19 protein-coding genes are annotated in these 16,832 nt (G+C 46.4%); 10 read left to right on the forward strand and 9 right to left on the reverse strand.

Going from position 1 to position 16,832, the window contains the following annotated elements; genetic code table 11:
- The first annotated feature begins 126 nt into the window (after positions 1-126).
- Positions 127-780 (forward strand): UMP kinase, encoded by a 654-nt coding sequence (gene pyrH, locus K7I13_RS05160; RefSeq protein ID WP_439647479.1) that lies wholly within the window; start codon positions 127-129, stop codon positions 778-780.
- 26 nt (positions 781-806) lie between these two features.
- Here pyrH and K7I13_RS05165 read toward each other — a convergent pair whose 3' ends face one another.
- A complete protein-coding gene (locus tag K7I13_RS05165; RefSeq protein WP_439647465.1) occupies positions 807-1,235 on the reverse strand; it encodes a glucosaminidase domain-containing protein in 429 nt (142 codons plus the stop codon).
- Positions 1,236-1,471: 236 nt separating this feature from the next.
- Between K7I13_RS05165 and radC the strand changes: the two genes are divergently transcribed.
- The 7 genes from radC to K7I13_RS05200 all read left to right on the forward strand — a co-directional run bounded on the left by radC (position 1,472) and on the right by K7I13_RS05200 (position 6,272).
- Complete coding sequence (radC, locus tag K7I13_RS05170; RefSeq protein WP_255948529.1) at positions 1,472-2,122, forward strand: RadC family protein; 651 nt, start codon at positions 1,472-1,474, stop codon at positions 2,120-2,122.
- Positions 2,123-2,215: 93 nt separating this feature from the next.
- Entirely contained in the window at positions 2,216-2,602 is a 387-nt protein-coding gene (locus K7I13_RS05175; RefSeq protein WP_255948530.1) for a hypothetical protein, read from the forward strand.
- A gap of 233 nt (positions 2,603-2,835) precedes the next feature.
- Complete coding sequence (locus K7I13_RS05180; protein ID WP_369413703.1) at positions 2,836-3,732, forward strand: UTP--glucose-1-phosphate uridylyltransferase; 897 nt, start codon at positions 2,836-2,838, stop codon at positions 3,730-3,732.
- Between the two features lie 49 nt (positions 3,733-3,781).
- Positions 3,782-4,366, forward strand: coding sequence for an RNA polymerase sigma factor (locus K7I13_RS05185; RefSeq protein ID WP_255948532.1), 585 nt, complete (start codon positions 3,782-3,784; stop codon positions 4,364-4,366).
- The gene (locus K7I13_RS05190; RefSeq protein WP_255948533.1) at positions 4,350-4,670 is read left to right on the forward strand and encodes a hypothetical protein; all 321 of its coding nucleotides are present in this window, start codon (positions 4,350-4,352) and stop codon (positions 4,668-4,670) included. The genes K7I13_RS05185 and K7I13_RS05190 overlap by 17 nt, the downstream gene beginning before the upstream one ends.
- A gap of 231 nt (positions 4,671-4,901) precedes the next feature.
- A complete protein-coding gene (locus tag K7I13_RS05195) occupies positions 4,902-5,354 on the forward strand; it encodes a hypothetical protein (protein ID WP_255948535.1) in 453 nt (150 codons plus the stop codon).
- Between the two features lie 90 nt (positions 5,355-5,444).
- On the forward strand, positions 5,445-6,272 hold the full coding sequence (locus tag K7I13_RS05200) for a hypothetical protein (protein WP_255948537.1): 828 nt from the start codon (positions 5,445-5,447) through the stop codon (positions 6,270-6,272).
- Here the strand turns inward: K7I13_RS05200 and K7I13_RS05205 are convergent.
- A complete protein-coding gene (locus tag K7I13_RS05205) occupies positions 6,261-6,899 on the reverse strand; it encodes a diacylglycerol/polyprenol kinase family protein (RefSeq protein ID WP_255948539.1) in 639 nt (212 codons plus the stop codon). The genes K7I13_RS05200 and K7I13_RS05205 overlap by 12 nt on opposite strands.
- A 273-nt stretch (positions 6,900-7,172) precedes the next feature.
- Between K7I13_RS05205 and K7I13_RS15865 the strand changes: the two genes are divergently transcribed.
- Positions 7,173-7,499: a glutathione peroxidase gene (locus K7I13_RS15865; RefSeq protein ID WP_439647466.1), complete on the forward strand. Its 327-nt coding sequence runs from the start codon at positions 7,173-7,175 to the stop codon at positions 7,497-7,499.
- 450 nt (positions 7,500-7,949) lie between these two features.
- Here the strand turns inward: K7I13_RS15865 and K7I13_RS05215 are convergent, their stop codons facing one another.
- Positions 7,950-9,974, reverse strand: a complete 2,025-nt coding sequence (locus tag K7I13_RS05215; protein ID WP_255948541.1) for a patatin-like phospholipase family protein — start codon at positions 9,972-9,974, stop codon at positions 7,950-7,952.
- Positions 9,975-10,359: 385 nt separating this feature from the next.
- Between K7I13_RS05215 and K7I13_RS05220 the strand changes: the two genes are divergently transcribed.
- Entirely contained in the window at positions 10,360-10,605 is a 246-nt protein-coding gene (locus K7I13_RS05220) for an AbrB/MazE/SpoVT family DNA-binding domain-containing protein (RefSeq protein WP_255948543.1), read from the forward strand.
- 16 nt (positions 10,606-10,621) lie between these two features.
- Here the strand turns inward: K7I13_RS05220 and K7I13_RS05225 are convergent, their stop codons facing one another.
- The 6 genes from K7I13_RS05225 to pstC form a co-directional block, all read right to left on the reverse strand.
- A complete protein-coding gene (locus K7I13_RS05225; protein ID WP_255948545.1) occupies positions 10,622-12,454 on the reverse strand; it encodes a sensor histidine kinase in 1,833 nt (610 codons plus the stop codon).
- The gene (locus K7I13_RS05230; protein WP_255948547.1) at positions 12,451-13,146 is read right to left on the reverse strand and encodes a response regulator transcription factor; all 696 of its coding nucleotides are present in this window, start codon (positions 13,144-13,146) and stop codon (positions 12,451-12,453) included. The genes K7I13_RS05225 and K7I13_RS05230 overlap by 4 nt, the downstream gene beginning before the upstream one ends.
- A gap of 12 nt (positions 13,147-13,158) precedes the next feature.
- Complete coding sequence (gene phoU, locus K7I13_RS05235; protein WP_255948549.1) at positions 13,159-13,815, reverse strand: phosphate signaling complex protein PhoU; 657 nt, start codon at positions 13,813-13,815, stop codon at positions 13,159-13,161.
- Between the two features lie 99 nt (positions 13,816-13,914).
- Positions 13,915-14,676 carry a phosphate ABC transporter ATP-binding protein PstB gene (gene pstB, locus K7I13_RS05240; protein ID WP_255948551.1) on the reverse strand — a complete coding sequence of 254 codons (762 nt, stop codon included), beginning with the start codon at positions 14,674-14,676 and terminating at the stop codon, positions 13,915-13,917.
- A complete protein-coding gene (pstA, locus tag K7I13_RS05245; protein ID WP_255948553.1) occupies positions 14,673-15,584 on the reverse strand; it encodes a phosphate ABC transporter permease PstA in 912 nt (303 codons plus the stop codon). The genes pstB and pstA overlap by 4 nt, the downstream gene beginning before the upstream one ends.
- Positions 15,584-16,783 carry a phosphate ABC transporter permease subunit PstC gene (pstC, locus tag K7I13_RS05250; protein ID WP_255948555.1) on the reverse strand — a complete coding sequence of 400 codons (1,200 nt, stop codon included), beginning with the start codon at positions 16,781-16,783 and terminating at the stop codon, positions 15,584-15,586. Before pstC ends, pstA begins: the two co-directional genes overlap by 1 nt.
- Positions 16,784-16,832 lie beyond the last annotated feature (49 nt).

The raw sequence follows: 16,832 nt of genomic DNA on the forward strand, positions 1-16,832 counted from the left end.
GTGCAGAAAGCGCGTAAAACATGCTTTCCAGAGAACCAATTTCAAAACTCGGTTAGTTTTGAAATTGGTTCATATATCACATAAAATGGAGCCTTATATGGTTATGGTTATTTCCCTGGGGGATCTATAGTCGCGCCGGATAATCCGGATACCGAATTTCTGTCTTCCTTTGTTTCGCTGATACGCGCCTGGATATCGGAAGATAATTCGCGGAAGCTGATTCTTGTTGTTGGAGGCGGCGGCCCGGCGAGGACATATCAAAAAGCGTTAAAAACCGTTAACCCGGATGCGGGAAATGATCAGGCGGACTGGATTGGGATTATGGCGACCCGGCTGAATGCCCAATTAATGAAAGCCCTTTTTGCCGATATTTGTCCGTCAGAAGTAGTTTATGACCCGACATCAGTGGAAGTATTTACCGGACATATTCTTGTCGCGGCCGGGTGGAAACCGGGATTTTCAACCGATAATGACGCGGTTCTGCTTGCCGAACGTTTTTCGGCCGATACTGTAATTAATCTATCAAATATTGCCAAAGTCTACACGGAAGATCCCAGAGTTAATCGGGAGGCAAAGCCTATTGATACAATTTGCTGGGCCGACTTCCGGAAAATGGTCGGAGATGAGTGGGTCCCGGGTAAGAATGTTCCTTTTGATCCGATAGCCAGTCTTCACGCTGAAAAGGCGGGAATACAGGTTATCTGCGCCGCGGGACGGGACATTGATAACCTGCGCGCTATTCTGGACAAAAAGCCCTTTACTGGTACCATAATAGGCTGAAAAACGGAAAATTGCGGAAGAAGATTCTAGCCGTATAAATGATCAAGGAGCTTTTTAAGTTTTTCTCCGTATTCAGGATCAGCGGCCCAGGTTCCTGCGAGGCCGTGTATTTCAGGTGATTTCCCTTTTGGGTTAACCCATTTATACCTTGGGTCAACCAAATCCCCTACCAGAGGTTCAGGTGAAGCATAGGCCTTCAAATGCTGGATATGAGCCCGGACGCCGGTCCGCTCATCGGGAAAAATATTTCCCTTTTGTCCGGGACCGATTGATCCGAGTCCGCAAAAATTATTCATATCGGGCGTTACCAGTCCGCCGAACCGGAGAAATCCGGTTTCCAGGCACATCTGGATAAAAGCCACATCAGGATTTACTCCTTCAATTTCAGCCTCCTCCACATATAAGGTGATAAGCCGCTGGACTTTGTCTATGTCGGCATCCGGATTCTTCTCCATAAAAAAAGAAACCTTTCTGTGTTCCGGTATATATCCGGTTCCCATAATAAGATGGGGGCGGCCTTTTTTTCGATTTCCGTCCCGGGGCCTTCCGGTTTTTCAGGCGGCAGGGTACGGCAGCCGGACACAAACAATATCAGTGCGCAGATAAAAAAAAGTATACTTTTCATATTTTTCTCATCGGAATTTCCGGCCAAAACATGAAATTTATGAAGAAAAATAAGGCAGGAGAGGTTATGTCTGTACACAGAAAACCGGATATAAGAGAAAGGATAAAAAAACGGGGAGTGGAATTTCTCACCGATAAAGAACTCATTGCCCTCATTCTCCGGACCGGAACCGCTAATTTTCCTGTGATGGAGTTATCGGCGAATGTAATAAAAGCCCTTGATACGGGTTCTTCAGAAATAATTACGGAACGTCTGAATGGTATAGAGGGAATGGGCGATTCAAAAACAAGTACAATACTTGCGGCGCTGGAGCTGGGCAGAAGATATTTTGGAACCCAGCGTCGGAAAATCCATATGGCAACCGATGTATATCCGCTGGTTCGTCATTTTGAAGACAGAAAGCAGGAACATTTTATATGTATGTCTCTGAACGGCGCCCATGAAGTTCTCGCGATACGGGTTGTGAGTATAGGAATACTGAATAAAACAATTGTCCATCCGAGGGAAGTATATGCGGACCCTATAGCGGACAGGGCCGCGGCAATCATTATTTGCCATAATCATCCCTCCGGACAAATACATCCGTCAGATGAAGATAAAAACATTACCAAGATGCTCAAGGCAGCAGGCGAACTCATCGGCATTACCCTGCTGGATCATCTTATTCTGACCCCGAAAGGCAACTACTTCAGTTTTGCGGAAGCGGGGTTATTTTGACATTTCCTGCATACGGAGTATACACTTTTATGAAACTTCATTATTGACTTATTCAGCAAAAGCATTAAGATAAAGACTAGGAGATACCGGGTTTTGAAGAGGACTGATCTGCATCAACAATTAATTGCTCAACTCACGTCGGAAGGTGTAGATCTGGACAGGCTGATCCGTTTTATCAATGATTTAAATGACGGAAAATTTGATAATTTGCCGGAATTTGTTCCGTATTCAGTCCCGGAAATTACAAATCCGGCTATTTTCGACCGCTGCAAACCCGCTGTCTGGACCATGCCCTATAATGAGGCGCGGAGCCGTTTTGATTTTCTCGAAATTCCTCTGAATCCCGATTCTCTGGGGATTATCCTTAATGGCAATATAACCTTTGACGAAGCTGCGCTTAAAAAATCGGCGTCTATTTATATCCGAAAGCTGCTTACGGGATACTCAACGGAGGGTCTGCATCAACATACACCGATGTAAAACGAAATAAACTGTTTGATCCGGCGCTCTTTGAAGAGTATCAAGACAAGTTTTTTTCACTGGCCGAAAATACAAAAGACAGACCAAAGGGGATAACTTCGGGATTTATCAACCCGGACGGAAGTCCGGGATACAGTTTTTTGCTGCTGAAGCTCCGGATGCTTCTAAGGCATAAAAAAGAGTTTTTTGATCTGACAGGAAGGCTTCCCCAGGTTATTTTACCGGCGTTTCAAATGACCAGTGTTCTAACGGACACAGCAGTTAATCAGGCTTTGCTTGAATATGAAACATTTCAGGAGCTTACGGAAATTGCCGCTGAACTCGGCTGCCCTCCAATAGAAATGAGTACAGCTTCACAGTCAATGATGGCGGCAATTACCCATTCATCTTTCGGGAAACCCCGGAGAATTTTTGATACGGCTTACGGCAAACCGGACTGCGGATTGCCCCTGCCGGGCGGACACGGTCAGAATTTTGAAATTCTTGCCGGAATTTACCGGAACATGTATGAACAGGGGATCCGGTATGTATGGCTCGGAAATGTGGATAACTTAGGCTTTACTGTAGATCCCGTTTCACTGGCTGTTTTTGCGCTTTCCGGCACTGATGCGGCATTTGAGGCTTCATACAGGACTCCAATGGATGTTAAGGGAGGAATACTGGTAAGCGACAGGCAGGGAAAAATTACCTGCGCTGACATAGGGCCGGCCATTACAATTGAAAAAGTACACGAATTTGAAACAGAGGGCAAACATATACTTTTTAACTGCGGGATAGGTCTTTTTGACCTGAAAAAACTTATAGAACATCTGGATTTTATTCCTTACGAATTACCGCTGCGAATTACTGACCAGGATAAAGATGCGGGACTATACGCCCAAATGGAACAGATTACCTGGGAAATTATCGGCCTTATACCAAAACCGTTCTTTTTTGCCGTTGAAAAAAGCAAACGTTTTGTCGCGTCAAAAATGCTTATGGAGAATATTATTACCAGCCTGCCGCCGGATAATCATAATGCGTCTGAAATGGGAAAAATATCCGGGCAGATGCACAAGGGCCTCAATGATTTGCTGAAAACAGAATATCTGCTGAATTTACAGAACAAGCGGTGGGTACCGGACGCCTGACAATCTTTTTTCCAACACCAGGCGTATTTTCAGCGTATTATAAGTATATATGGATGAACTGGATAGTTTATCGCTCCGGGAGGGAGTTCTCTCGGGCGGCGAACGCGCACAAAAAGCCTTTTTGAGCCTCTGGGAATATTATTATAAACGGTTGCTTTTTTTCGCCGGATCCTACAGGGGCCTGCCTTATTCCGAATACGAAGATGCTGTTGCCGACACGCTCATCGCGGTCTTTCTTTCCCTTGCCCGCTATGACCCCTCAAAACCTCTTTCCCCCTGGGTTTACAGAATTGCGGCAAACCGGTTTTCGGACGCGGCCCGGCGGGCTAAGCGAATTTCTCCTGTTCTGATCGGAGAAAGTGATGGAAATTTTCCCTCACTGGAACCATCTGTCCCGGACACACAGGTATCGGAGGCCGTTGCAAAGGACCTGCTTGAAAAATGCAAAAAAACTATTGATACACTGCCGGAAACAGACCGGCGCATCGCATACCTGAAATTCTATGAAAATATGAATGCAAAAGAAATCGGTACAATTCTGAAACTTCCCCCCGGTACAGTCCGGTGGAAGATTTATACCATACGAAACAGTATAGCTGTTTCTCTGGGAGAAGATTATGGCAGACATAGATAATCTGATAAAAAAAACATTCGCGCTGGAAGTTGATGCGTCAGAAAAAAGGGAACCCCGGCCGGAAGATATTGAACGGGCCATGACTCACGCAAAAAAGCCCTGCAAAAAAGCAAGACGGTTCCGGGTCCCGGAATTTCCGGTGCTGCTTGCCGTCTCGGCCGCCTGCTGCGCTGTACTTGTTTTATTCAGCGGAACAGGATTCATGTATTTAAGGCCGCTGGCCGGTGAACTGAGCGGAATAATTCCTCCCGATATAGGAGAAAAAGCTGCGGCGGTTCTTCATGCTATAGCACAGGTGCTATGAAATGACGGCGGCGGATTTATACTGCCATGGGGTGTAAATTCCGCGGAACAATCCGTCTTAATAATATGGACCCAACGCCGGCTTGGGTAAAAAACCAGCTTTCAGAAGGATGATAAAAAGCATTATATGCTTTTTATCAGGCGCAGTTTGCAGAGTGTTACTTTTCAAATTGCGGTATGTCAGCCAGCTGCATACAAACTTCTGTCTGATCTTTTTACAGGAGTCTTTTTTATGGTAAAAAAAATACTGATTCCCATTTGTATTGCTATTGTTTCCTGTATAGCAGTATCCATCCTGAGTTTTACCAAACTTTCACTGCTTTTTGATATACCGTCATTTCTGATAGTGCCGGTATTGCCGCTGCTGTATATGGCCGGTTCATTCGGATTCCGGGGGATAGGCCGGGCATATAAAACTGCCTTTGCAAAAAATCCCGAAAAGAAGGACCTGGTATTTTCACAGGCATTTTTCAGGGGGTTCAGCAAGGTTTTGTGGCTTTTTTCCGCAGTAGGGTTTGTAACAGGCCTTATAGGTATTTTCAGTTTTCTGAACGATTATGAAGTTCTGGGACCCAACCTGGCTGTGGCCATTATAACTCTTTTTTACGGAGTTCTTTCAAATCTTCTGCTGGTATACCCATTCTTACTGAGCGTATCCGGCAGATTATCCGAGTTTTCCGACTGATACTGAGAACTATTCTGTGGGGTGTTTTTTTCATGGAAAACTGCCCCACAGATTGGTCATTTATCATTTATGTGATAATATTCTATTACTATGACCATAGCAGCAAGAAACCGTTTTATACGTCTGTTCCGTTTCTTTTCCCTGGCATTTCTCGTTGTTGCCGTACTCAGCATAATACAACTGTTATTGCGGCACGAAGTTATTACTGAAATACCGTTGAACAGGCCTTTTAAATTACTTGATTCCTTTACAACAACATTGCAGAGTCCGTATGCGGCGATAATAGCCATTGGTATTCTGCCTCTTTATTCGGTCCTCCTGCTCTCATATATACATTTCACGTTTGAAAAAACCCAGACTGTTGAAATTACGTTCTTTGCCGCCGCTGTTTTTGCCGTATCTCTTGAAACATTCAGGCTTTTTATCCCCCTGTTCCATTTATGGATAAATTCCACATTCTTATCGGTAACTGTTTCTAGAATTGTACTGTTCAGCCGGTTCTTTGTACTGCTCACGCTTTTGGCCAGCGTTATTTTCAATACGGAACAGGCTGTACAGATGGTCGGCTCCCTGATTTTTCTGCTTGCATTTGTATCTGTCAGCCTTGCTTACGCATTTCCCATGAATACGGAAATAATAGGCTCAAATTTTCTGGTTGCGCAGGGATATAATTCAATAGTCAATTATTTTTTCGCGATAACAGGAATTCTGACAGTCTTATCATATATTGTCCTGGGAAAGCAGCGGGGAATAGCGGAATATACAGGAGCGGCCGCAGGTATTCTTTTGATGCTGCTGGGTTATGTTCAGCTCATCTTCTGTGACACATGGTTATTTCTCGTCACCGGGGCCATTATGCTGTTTTTCGGGTCATGGCTGTATCTGAAGCGGATCCATCATTATTATTTATGGCAATAAACATACAAAGGAACAGATAACAAGGGGAATAACCAGATTATCATAGTCTTTAAGCGGAAGCATTTCGATTAGCATTGCAAGAAACGCAATCAATAATGAGTAGAAGGGATTATAAAGCACAAGAAACGATGAAATATATACGGCCGTAAAGCAGGCAATACTTCCTTCAACAGTTTTTCCCCTGGTAAAAGGAATTTTTGTTTTTCCCAGCAGACGTCCGGCAAGGCTTGCGATGCCGTCGCCGAAGGCAAGTGTATAAATACCTACTTTTGCTATCTCAGGCGGATATAGTATCAGCGCAAAAAGTACTCCTAAAGCCAGGGTTACAGGGCCAAGAACAAAGCGGCCCTGGTCCCGAGACCGGGCGGCAAAGGCGGTTATACGGGAAATAAACGGAATGGAGATTCCGCGCAGCCGGAGACTTTCACAGAAAATATACAGGCAGATAACAAGCGACAGTGAAAATATCGTCCAGTTGTAATTCCATGCCGCGAAAAACGGCACAATAGCCGCACAGAAATGAATTGATTTGCGGAAGATTTCCTTCAGTAAATCATTTACCGTAACAGTCTGTGAAATCTTTCGGTATCTGAAATTGGAAAACATTCCCATCGGTAAACCTTTCATTAAGTAGTACTATACCACAAATATACCATAAAACAAAAAGAATGTGCAGAATTGTAAAGGTATTTTCGGGAAATAAAATACCCTGTTGCAGAATGAGGAGTATTAAACCCTCGTCACGAATAAAAACTCCGGCAGGCATTTTCATCGCGTCCAGGAAATTCATTTTTTTATAAAAAGCAGAAAAAACTCATAAACTTTTCTTTACAAAAGAGGATGTAAAGCAGTATCTTGTAAGCAGAAAAACGCATTTAATCCGGTAAGCATGGGGTAATTATGACTGTATATGATTTTACTGTTAAGGATAAAGGGGGCGCGGATGTTTCCCTGAGCGAGTACAAAGGAAAAGTGCTGTTAATTGTTAATACAGCGACAAAATGCGGACTGACCCCGCAGTATGAAGCGCTCGAAGCTTTGTACAAAAAGTATCACGACAGGGGGTTAGAAATACTGGATTTTCCTTCCAACCAGTTTTTAAAACAGGCCCCAGGGACCGATGAGGAAATAAATAATTTCTGTACCTTGAATTACGGCACGACCTTCCCCGCTTTGCGAAAATTGACGTCAATGGAAAAAACGCCAGCCCACTTTTTTCATGGCTGAAGGAACAGGCCCCTGAAGACACCGGCGACGCCAAATCAAAATCATTTGAAAAAAAGATCAGTTTTTTCAGAAGAAAGGCCGCGCCCCAGGATATCAAGTGGAATTTCGGAAAATTCCTGATTGACCGCAGCGGCCGGGTATCCGCACGCTATTCCCCGGCGTATACACCGGACAAGCTGGAAGACGATATTGTACGCTGTCTTGACGGGGAAACAGGAAAAGCGGAATAACTGTCAGGAAAGGCAAAAAACAAGTCCCGTTTGCCGGACTATTCCCTGAACAGATCACGAATTTGTTACAAGCCTATTGCGCCCAGATCTATAGCAAAATAGGGAAGAATTTTTTTATCGGTCCCCTGATGGACCCCGCCGCGGATAGCAATTCCCAGCGCATCTCCTATTCTCATGCCGAAGCCTGCGGACGCGTTCCAGTGAATAATATCCCGCCATACTATATTCGCCGTATCCTGTGCGACTGCGGCGACAGCTGCATGGAACAGCAAAAAGTCGGGAAGTCTGAACCCGGCGTCCCTCCATCTGAAACGGTATCTGAATTCGATACCGCCCCCAGAGCAAGGCTCCCTCTTTCTTCATCAGTTTTGAGCGGAGCGGGAAACATCCACCTGGAAGTTATTGAAGGCAAATAATAAAAAGGAGCCCTGTTGCTTATATTATTGATATTCAAATCAGTGCCGGCCTTCCAGCGCAGAGACATTGAAAAGGGGGCGCCGAAAGGTATAATACCCTGCCCCTCGCCTTTTATCGTTTGAAAAAATTCTGAAGCCGTATGCTGTTTCAGTGAAACTTCATAGTCGATATTAAACATAAATCCCCGACTTGCGAAAATAGGAGTATCAAACCGCCTTATGTGATACATCGCATAGGCCGTATGAAGCGCGTTCTTTTCAGCGGTGAAAAAACCGGAATCCGGAAAATCATGAGTATTCGTTAAATCAAATTTCCAGCCCGCTCTCAATAATACACCTCCGACCGGATACAGTGAAAGGTCCGCGCCGGTACTGAGTACATTTGTATTATACTGATAGCCCAGATGGTCAAACGAGAACTCGACTATGGAATCCTGCTGATATGAAAAAAAAGCCCGCAGCGCAAACAGATTTCCCAGGGGCTGTGTGAAAGATATATCTATTCCCGGCATATCCAGCAGTTTTGCGTCAATCACCAGCTGCGAACCTTTTGTTGTAAGCCCGTTCAGGAAAACGGCCGGAATTACATCAAGGCCCACCACACCTCTGGAGGACAGGGACAGATAATACAGAAAATTGACGCGCAGGGTATTCCGTTCCGTATTTTTCCGTTCCAGGATTATAACCAGTGTATTTTTATCCGGATCAGCATGCCTTCTCATTCTGACAGTCTGATACCTCCGGGTACGGGATATTGTGTTATACAGGGAATTGATTGCTTCAACATCCGAGACCGTTCCGACGAGTGAATAAAATTTATTCTCTATATGTTCCCTGTCATTATTTACCGCCCCGACAATTTCGAGCGTGGTGTCTTCCGTTAAGAACAGACTGAAAACCTGCCGAGTGTCCTCAGCCTCAATATTCGCCGGATTCTCTTCACCGGTGCGGACCAGAATTTTCTGCAGTTCTTTTTCATACTTCAGCGCAGTGAGTCTGCCTACCTCGCTCAACTCGACGACTTTGTCAAAGTCGGTTATCGTAAACCCCTTTATGTCAATCGGGATATATATGTCCGCATTATGAATCTGCGCGAGGACCTTTTCCTGATTCTGGACCTGCCTCGTTAATATAAGATCGGAACCGCCTGTTATGTCATTATTTTCAAACCGGTATCCTTCGGAATCAACAAGATCAATGGCTATTATAATATCAGCTCCCGCTTCTTTCGCTACATTGATCGGCAGCTTGTCGGACATGACGCCGTCCACAAGATACCTGCCGTCAATATACCAGGGCGAAAAAACACCGGGAATGCTCATACTTGCCCGGATACTATCGGAAAGATGACCCTGTGATAAAACAACGCGTTCGCCGGTCAGTGAATCAGTCGCCACAGCCCTGAACCTCCGGGGAAGTTCATCGAAATGTACCGGTGACGGGCAGCGCAAAAAGTAGGTATCCAGCATGCGAAGGATATTGTCCCCAGGAAGAAAACCTTTTCCGAATGAAAGTCCGTACCTGTCAAAATTAACGGACAGCGCGTACTTTGCCTTTTGCTCTATTATGGTATAACTTTCATTTTCCGGTCTTTTTTCTTCCCAGAAAAGGCTCTGCCAGTTTGTTGTTTCAAAAACGTGCTGTATTTCATCCACCGAGTAACCGCTTGCATACATTCCTCCTACAATAGAGCCTATACTGGTCCCCACTACCATGTCGACAGGAATCCCCAGCTCCTCGATAACCCTGATCGCTCCGATATGGGCAAGCCCCCAGGCGCTTCCGCTTGCCAGAACAATGGCGACCTGAGGGCGGCCGGCATTCTGCATGTAAGGTTCTTGATCAGCTGTCTGAGAATACACAGGGAAAAATTGCAAAAACAGAAAACAAACGGTCAAGCAAGTAATAAGCCGGTATAGTTTCATTGCCCTTAAATATACAAAGAAACCGGGCAGGATACAAGGAAAAAGCGTATATAACTAAAACTGACGGGAAACCGCCCTGGAACTGAAGTTTTACGGAATACTTTTTGCTATCATATTGCCATAGGGTGGATTGACTGGGAAAAAATTTCTTTTTTTTCGTACATGTCTGCCAGTAATGCTGTTATAAAAAAACGCTTGCCTTAATTATAGTATGATTTGTATGATTTATATATCAAGTATGACCAGTATGTTTTGTATGATTAGTTATTCCGGTTGAAAGGAGCAAAATATGGCGAACAGAAAAACAGCGCGGGGACGGAAACATGCGTGGATGGTAAAAATGGGCGAAAAGGGCCAGATTGTTATTCCGAAGGAAGCCCGGGAAATTTTCAATCTGAATCCCGGCGACACTATCATCCTTCTCGGGGATGAAGAACGCGGCATAGCCATTGATACAAGCGCAGATTTGGCCGTCATGTACGACAGGATATTCGGAGGAACTTCAGACAGATATCCGAAAAAACAGGGCCGCTAGAAAGAAAGCATGCAGGTTATTCTTCAAGAGGAATCCGCAATCTGAAAACGGAGCCCTTGCCTGCGCGGCTTTCAACTTCCACTGTCCCATTATGGAGAAGCGCTATATGGCGGACAATGGCGAGCCCGAGGCCGGTACCTCCGGCTTCCCTGGTGCGAGCCCGGTCTACGCGGTAAAACCGTTCAAATATCCGCTCCTGCTGTTCCGGAGGTATTCCGATCCCCTTGTCAGCGACTTCAATTACCAGATTTTTTTCCCGGATAAAGGCTTTTACGCACACCGGCGAACCTTCGGGAGAATATTTTACCGCGTTATCCAGAAGATTTATTACAGCCTGGATAATGAACGAGTCATTAACCCGCGCGGACAAGCCGTCCTCACATTCAAGTGAAATTGAAATATGTTTTTTTCCTGCCGCGTACTGTACTGATGAAACAGCTTCGGATAAAATTCCCTTAATGTCTGTTTCATCAGGAACGGGCCTTGCTGTATCAGAGGCTTCCAGATTCATAAGGAGCAGGAGATCATCAGTCAGATTTTCCATCCGCTGGGCGTTCCGCCGGATTATTTCAAGAAAGTGAAGACCCTGCTCTCCGCTGACGGCTCCGGATTCCGCGAGATTTTCCGAAAATCCTTTTACCAGCTGAATGGGGGTTCTGAGTTCGTGGGAAACATTTGCCACAAAATCTCTCCGTATTGTTTCGAGTTTGCGGAGCCTTGTAACATCGGAGAGAACCATAACGACGCCGTCAATATAATTTCCCTGCGGACCGGTCCTCAGCAGAGGAGCCGCAAAAACCTGGAAATATTCCCTGCCTCCGTTCCGGTGAATAACCAGTTCAGATTCGCCCGAAGTCCCGCCGGAAAGCACCTGTACCGCAGTCTCTTCCAGATCCATTGAATGGGTCGCCTCAAGCAGGGAGAGGAAAGCCTGGTCCGGATAATCCCGTATCTCAGATATGCCGAACAATCTCCTTGCCGCCGGGTTAATCAGATGGAGGCGGAGTCTATTGTCCATGGCAAAAACCGCTTCCGTCATGCCATTGAGAATGGCTTCAAGGCGCATGCCTTCAGATTCGGCGTTCTCAATCCGTGCGGTCAGCTCGGAAGCCATGGTGCGGAGGGTGGCATCAAGCCTTACAAATTCGCTGATATCGGAAACTACCGGAGGCGGCATGCTGTCCGCATCTCTGGTTTCCTGTTCAGCCGCGGAAGAAGCGATCTGGACGAGATGGGTAGCCGGCTGTGAAAGAGAACGGGAAAATCCGTACACGGCCGCTACAGCCGCAGCGATAACGGCAAGCGCGACAAGCATAAAAGGAAAGACCACGGAAGCTATCCGTTTCCAGAAGGAAGGGATAAGAAGGGATATCCTGAATACTCCCGAAATCTCCCGGGTTATATCGTTTTTTACCGGAAGCGCAACATATATCAATTCAAACCCGAGACTTCGTGAATTCCGGCGGCTGACTGACTCTTCGCCCTGAAGCGCGGCTTCGACTTCCGGCCGGTACCGGTGACTTTCAAATTCGAGTCCGTCGCCGTGAGTGTCCGCGAGAACAGTTCCATTTGAATCAATAAGCGTTACCCGATAGGAAGAACCTTGCAGGACTTCCTGAAGTACCGGAATTCCGGATTGTGCGGAACCGGATTGACCTGAAAAATATTCTCCCAGCTTTTCCTGGCCGATTAAAGCCAGCATTGTTCTTGCCATATATTCAAGATTGCCGGTATTTGTCTCATAGTACAGGGAATTCATAAAACCCAGCACAGCTATAATAAAAGAAAGGGAAATGCCCAGGACAATAACTGTCAGAATTTGCAGACTTTTTCTGAATATAGTTTTCATTGAATTTTAAACCTGTATCCTACGCCGCGGACTGTTTCAATCATATCTCCCGCCGTTCCCAGTTTTCTGCGAAGGGCAAGAATCTGCACATCAACCGATCGGTCCGTTACCGGATAATCGTCTCCCCTGATCGCTGAAATAATTTTGTTCCGGGTGAATACTTCCTCCGGATGGGACAGAAACACATGAAGAATGGCGAACTCGGTTGCGGATAGATCAAGCAAGTGCTCGCCGTTGTAAGCTTCATGCCGGAGTGTATCGATTTTCAGGCTTCCCTGCTGCCATACATTCCGTTCCTCCTGCGCAGCCCCGGATTCCTGCCTGCGCCGCATGACTGTTTTGATCCTGGCAGCCAGAATTTTCGGACTGTAGGGTTTTACAATATAATCGTCGGCGCCCAGTTCCAGTCCGGTGACTACATCGGATTCTTCGCCCTTTGCGGAGGCCATGATGACCGGGATTTTGCTCCAGTCAGGCTGGTGCTTGATCCGTCTCAGAACCTCCAGACCGTCTATCCCGGGGAGCATTATATCAAGCAAAACACAATCTGCCAAATGTTCTCCGAGCAGTTTCAGTCCGGCTTCCCCATTTTCCGCCATAAGGAGTTCCCAGCCTTCCCTGGAAAGAGAAAAGGTCAATAGCTCGCGGATATCGGGATCATCTTCTACTATAAGGATAGACTGCTTTGCCATATGCACTCCTAGTCAGTTGAGTTCCTCATGTTTACTTTCTACCATATATATTATATTTTCGCAAATGTTGGTAACATGGTCTCCGAAGCGTTCCAGAAATCCGGATATGTTAAGAATCCTGACCGCCATTTTAACGAGTCCGGGATTTTTTTTCATAAAACGCAGAAGTTCTTCAACCAGCGCCTTATGTTCCCGGTCTATTATATCATCCATTGCAGCCGCTTTCCTGGCGGCTTCGGCATCCTGGCTGAGATAGGCAAGCACCGCGGCGCGGATCATTTCCTGTCCTGTTCCGGCCATACATTCCAGCTGGTCAGGCAAACGGAATGCCGGATTCCCCCCGAGCTTTATTGCCGCTTTGGCCAGATGCGCCGTGTAATCGCCGGCCCTCTCCAGATTTGCGGTAATCTTAAAAATGGCTACCATTTCCCGGAGGTCCCGGGCGACCGGTGACTGGGTCGCAATCAAACCGGCGGTTTTATCTTCAATGCAGAGCTTCATGGCATCTATTTTTTTATCCTCCGCCTTTACGGTCTCCGCAAGATCTGTATCATTATTTCTCAGGGCTGTCATGGCCTTTTCGAGATTTTCTTCAACTGTTGTACCCATACGGAGTATATCATGCCGGAGACTTTCCAGCTTTTCATTAAACCCGGCTCGTGTATTCATTATTGTTTCCCTCCAGCGCATTTGAAATAATCAGTTGTCCTGAGCCGTCCCGAATTCCCGGGGACAGCGCAAAAAACAATCATTCTAAACTGCGGCATCTTAACCGAACCTTCCCGAAATGTAATCTTCAGTACGTCTGTCTTTCGGATTGGTAAATACTTCTTTTGTATCGCCCCACTCAATTATTTCTCCCAGCAGGAAAAAGGCTGTTTTATCGCTCACTCTCGCGGCCTGATGCATGGCGTGAGTTACAATGATAATACTGTAATCCTGTTTCAGTTCGCCGATAAGTTCTTCAATTTTTCCGGTCGCGATCGGATCAAGCGCGCTGGTCGGCTCGTCCATAAGAATTATTTCCGGCGCCATGGCAATAGACCGGGCAATACAGAGCCTCTGCTGCTGGCCGCCGGAAAGGCTCAGGGCTGATTTTTTCAGTCTGTCCTTGACCTCGTTCCAGAGTGCCGCTTTTACGAGCGACTGTTCAACAAGGCCGGCAAGCTTCCGTTTATCCTTTATTCCCTGCATCCGGGGTCCATAGGCAATGTTATCAAAAATGCTCATTGCGAAGGGGTTCGGTTTCTGGAATACCATGCCGACTCTGCTCCGGAGTTCCGTCACATCAATACCGCCATAAATATCCTCGCCGTCCAGAAAAATATTCCCGGCAATCCGGCAGGATGGAATCAGATCATTCATTCTGTTAAGGACCCTGATAAAGGTGGATTTACCGCAGCCTGAAGGTCCGATCAGGGCGGATACTTCCTTTCCCGCAAGTGAAAAGTTGATTTTTTTCAGGGCCTGAAAATCACCGTAAAATAAATCAAGTTCGCGGACAGTCAGTTTTTCCGGGATGGTATTCATGCGCCGCCTCCCTGTTTTTTTCCAAAACGGGACGAAATAATTCTTGTCGCCGAGTTTATTATGATGACCATAATGATGAGTACCGCGGCAGTTGCAAAGGCATGGCCGAAATCATCGGGATTGATTGCTTCTTTTGTCAGGTAATACAAGTGGATAGTAAGGGTTCTGCCGGACTCAAAGATTGATTTGGGAATATTTTTCGCGATTCCCACAGTAAGCAGGACAGGGGCCGATTCGCCTACAACCCGGCCTATGGCGAGAATTGCGGAAGTTACGATCCCAGGCATGGCTGAGGGAAGAACTACATGACGGATTGTCTGAAATTTTGTTGCGCCGAGGGAGAGAGAACCTTCCCTGAAGGAAACAGGTATTGTTTTCAGGGATTCCTCGGTAGTCCGTATGATTACCGGAAGAATCATAATACTCAGCGTACACGCCCCTGCTATGATTGACTGACCGAAGCCAAGGACACGGCAGAACACCAGCAAACCGAATAATCCATACAGGATCGACGGGATACCCGCCAGAGTTTCAATAGCCAGCCTGAGAAGCCGGACAGGGCTGGAATCGCCTGCGTATTCATTCAGGAAAATAGCGGTCATAACCCCGATGGGGAGCGCAATCACGAGAGAGGTAATTACAACATAAAGAGTTGTGACGGCCATCGGAAGGATTCCGCCGCTCTGGGCGGATCCGAAAAGGAATTTGAAATTGAGATAACCGGCTGCCTGGCTGATAATATATACAAGAATGAATCCAAGTATGGTGAGGACAAGTACAACCGCACCCGCCATTAATCCGTAAAGCAAACTATCCTTCAACTTTCTGTCTTTTCGCCCCTTCATAGGCGTTTGTTTTTTTATAACGCTATTGTTCTGTACTGGTGCCGCAGTCATTGCGAGTTCCATTAAACAGCCTCCTCGGAAAATCTTCTGCGCATCCATAAGATGGCGCTGTTCAAAAGCAGGATAAGAATAAAGAGGACAACGCCAACCGAAAACAGCATTTGATTATGCCGGCCCTGGGCGTAACCCATTTCCAGTGCGATTGTAGCGGTAAGTGTGCGCACACTATCCAGCGGGCCTCTGATTATCTGAGCGGAATTTCCGGCAACCAGTATAACGGCCATAGTCTCTCCGACCGCGCGGGAGATGCCAAGAATAATTCCGGTAATGACGCCGGAGCGGGCATGAGGAAGAACGACATGCCAGGCAGTCTGCATCTTGCTTGCTCCGAGTGAAAGCGAGGCCTCCCTGTTTGCCCCGGGGACTGCACGCATTGATGTTTCAGCAATGGACGTTATAGTAGGAAGGATCATAATAGCGAGGATAATTACGGCCGACAGCATACTGTTTCCCGAAGGGACATGGAATATTTTTTTAACAGCAGGAACAACTACCATAAGTCCGAAAAACCCGTAAACAACCGAAGGGATGCCGGCAAGAAGTTCAATACCGCTCCGCAAAAGGGCCGCAGGTTTTTCAGGAACGAATTCCGCAAGAAACAGAGAGCATAAAAGCGCGATAGGTACGCCAAGCAGTATCGCGCCAAGGCTGGTCAGGACCGTCCCGAGAATCATCGGCAGAATGCCATATACTTTATTATAGGTGGGCCGCCAGTCAAGTCCCGTTAAAAACCGGAATATTCCGTAGGGCGGTTCCGGCAGGATAATGTGTATTTTCTGCTCCAGACCGGCCATTCTGCCGGGATAAGTTACTGTATATACATAGGCCTCAGGATTGCTGACTTCTCCGGCCCCGGTTTTTTCGAATAAGAGAGAGTGGGTGATATCTTTTTTTCCCGTATCAATAGACACATTCAAAACTCCGGGCTCTCCGTTCCCGGCAAAAGTGATGGCAAGTTCCGGGGTATTCCGGGGGATTTCGATAAATGTTGAATGGTCCCTGTAGCCCACTCCATTTACTTCGATTTCATCAATCTGTTCTGTTACAATCCGTATTCCGGGAGCGGTGGATGTGATAAAGGGTTCCGTTCCCTGAAAAAAGACAAACAGCAAAATGGCGCCCAGGGCAATGATCGATATTCCTGATACTCCTATAAGCAGATATCTGAACATAATGTCTGTTTTATAGCGATTAAAAAGCACCCTTTCCTCCGTTTCATTGGCGCCGGAAAAATGCGGTCCTGCAGTGAAC

It is taken from the genome of Brucepastera parasyntrophica (assembly GCF_022376835.1).
Taxonomy (GTDB): Bacteria; Spirochaetota; Spirochaetia; order Treponematales; family Treponemataceae; genus Brucepastera; species Brucepastera parasyntrophica.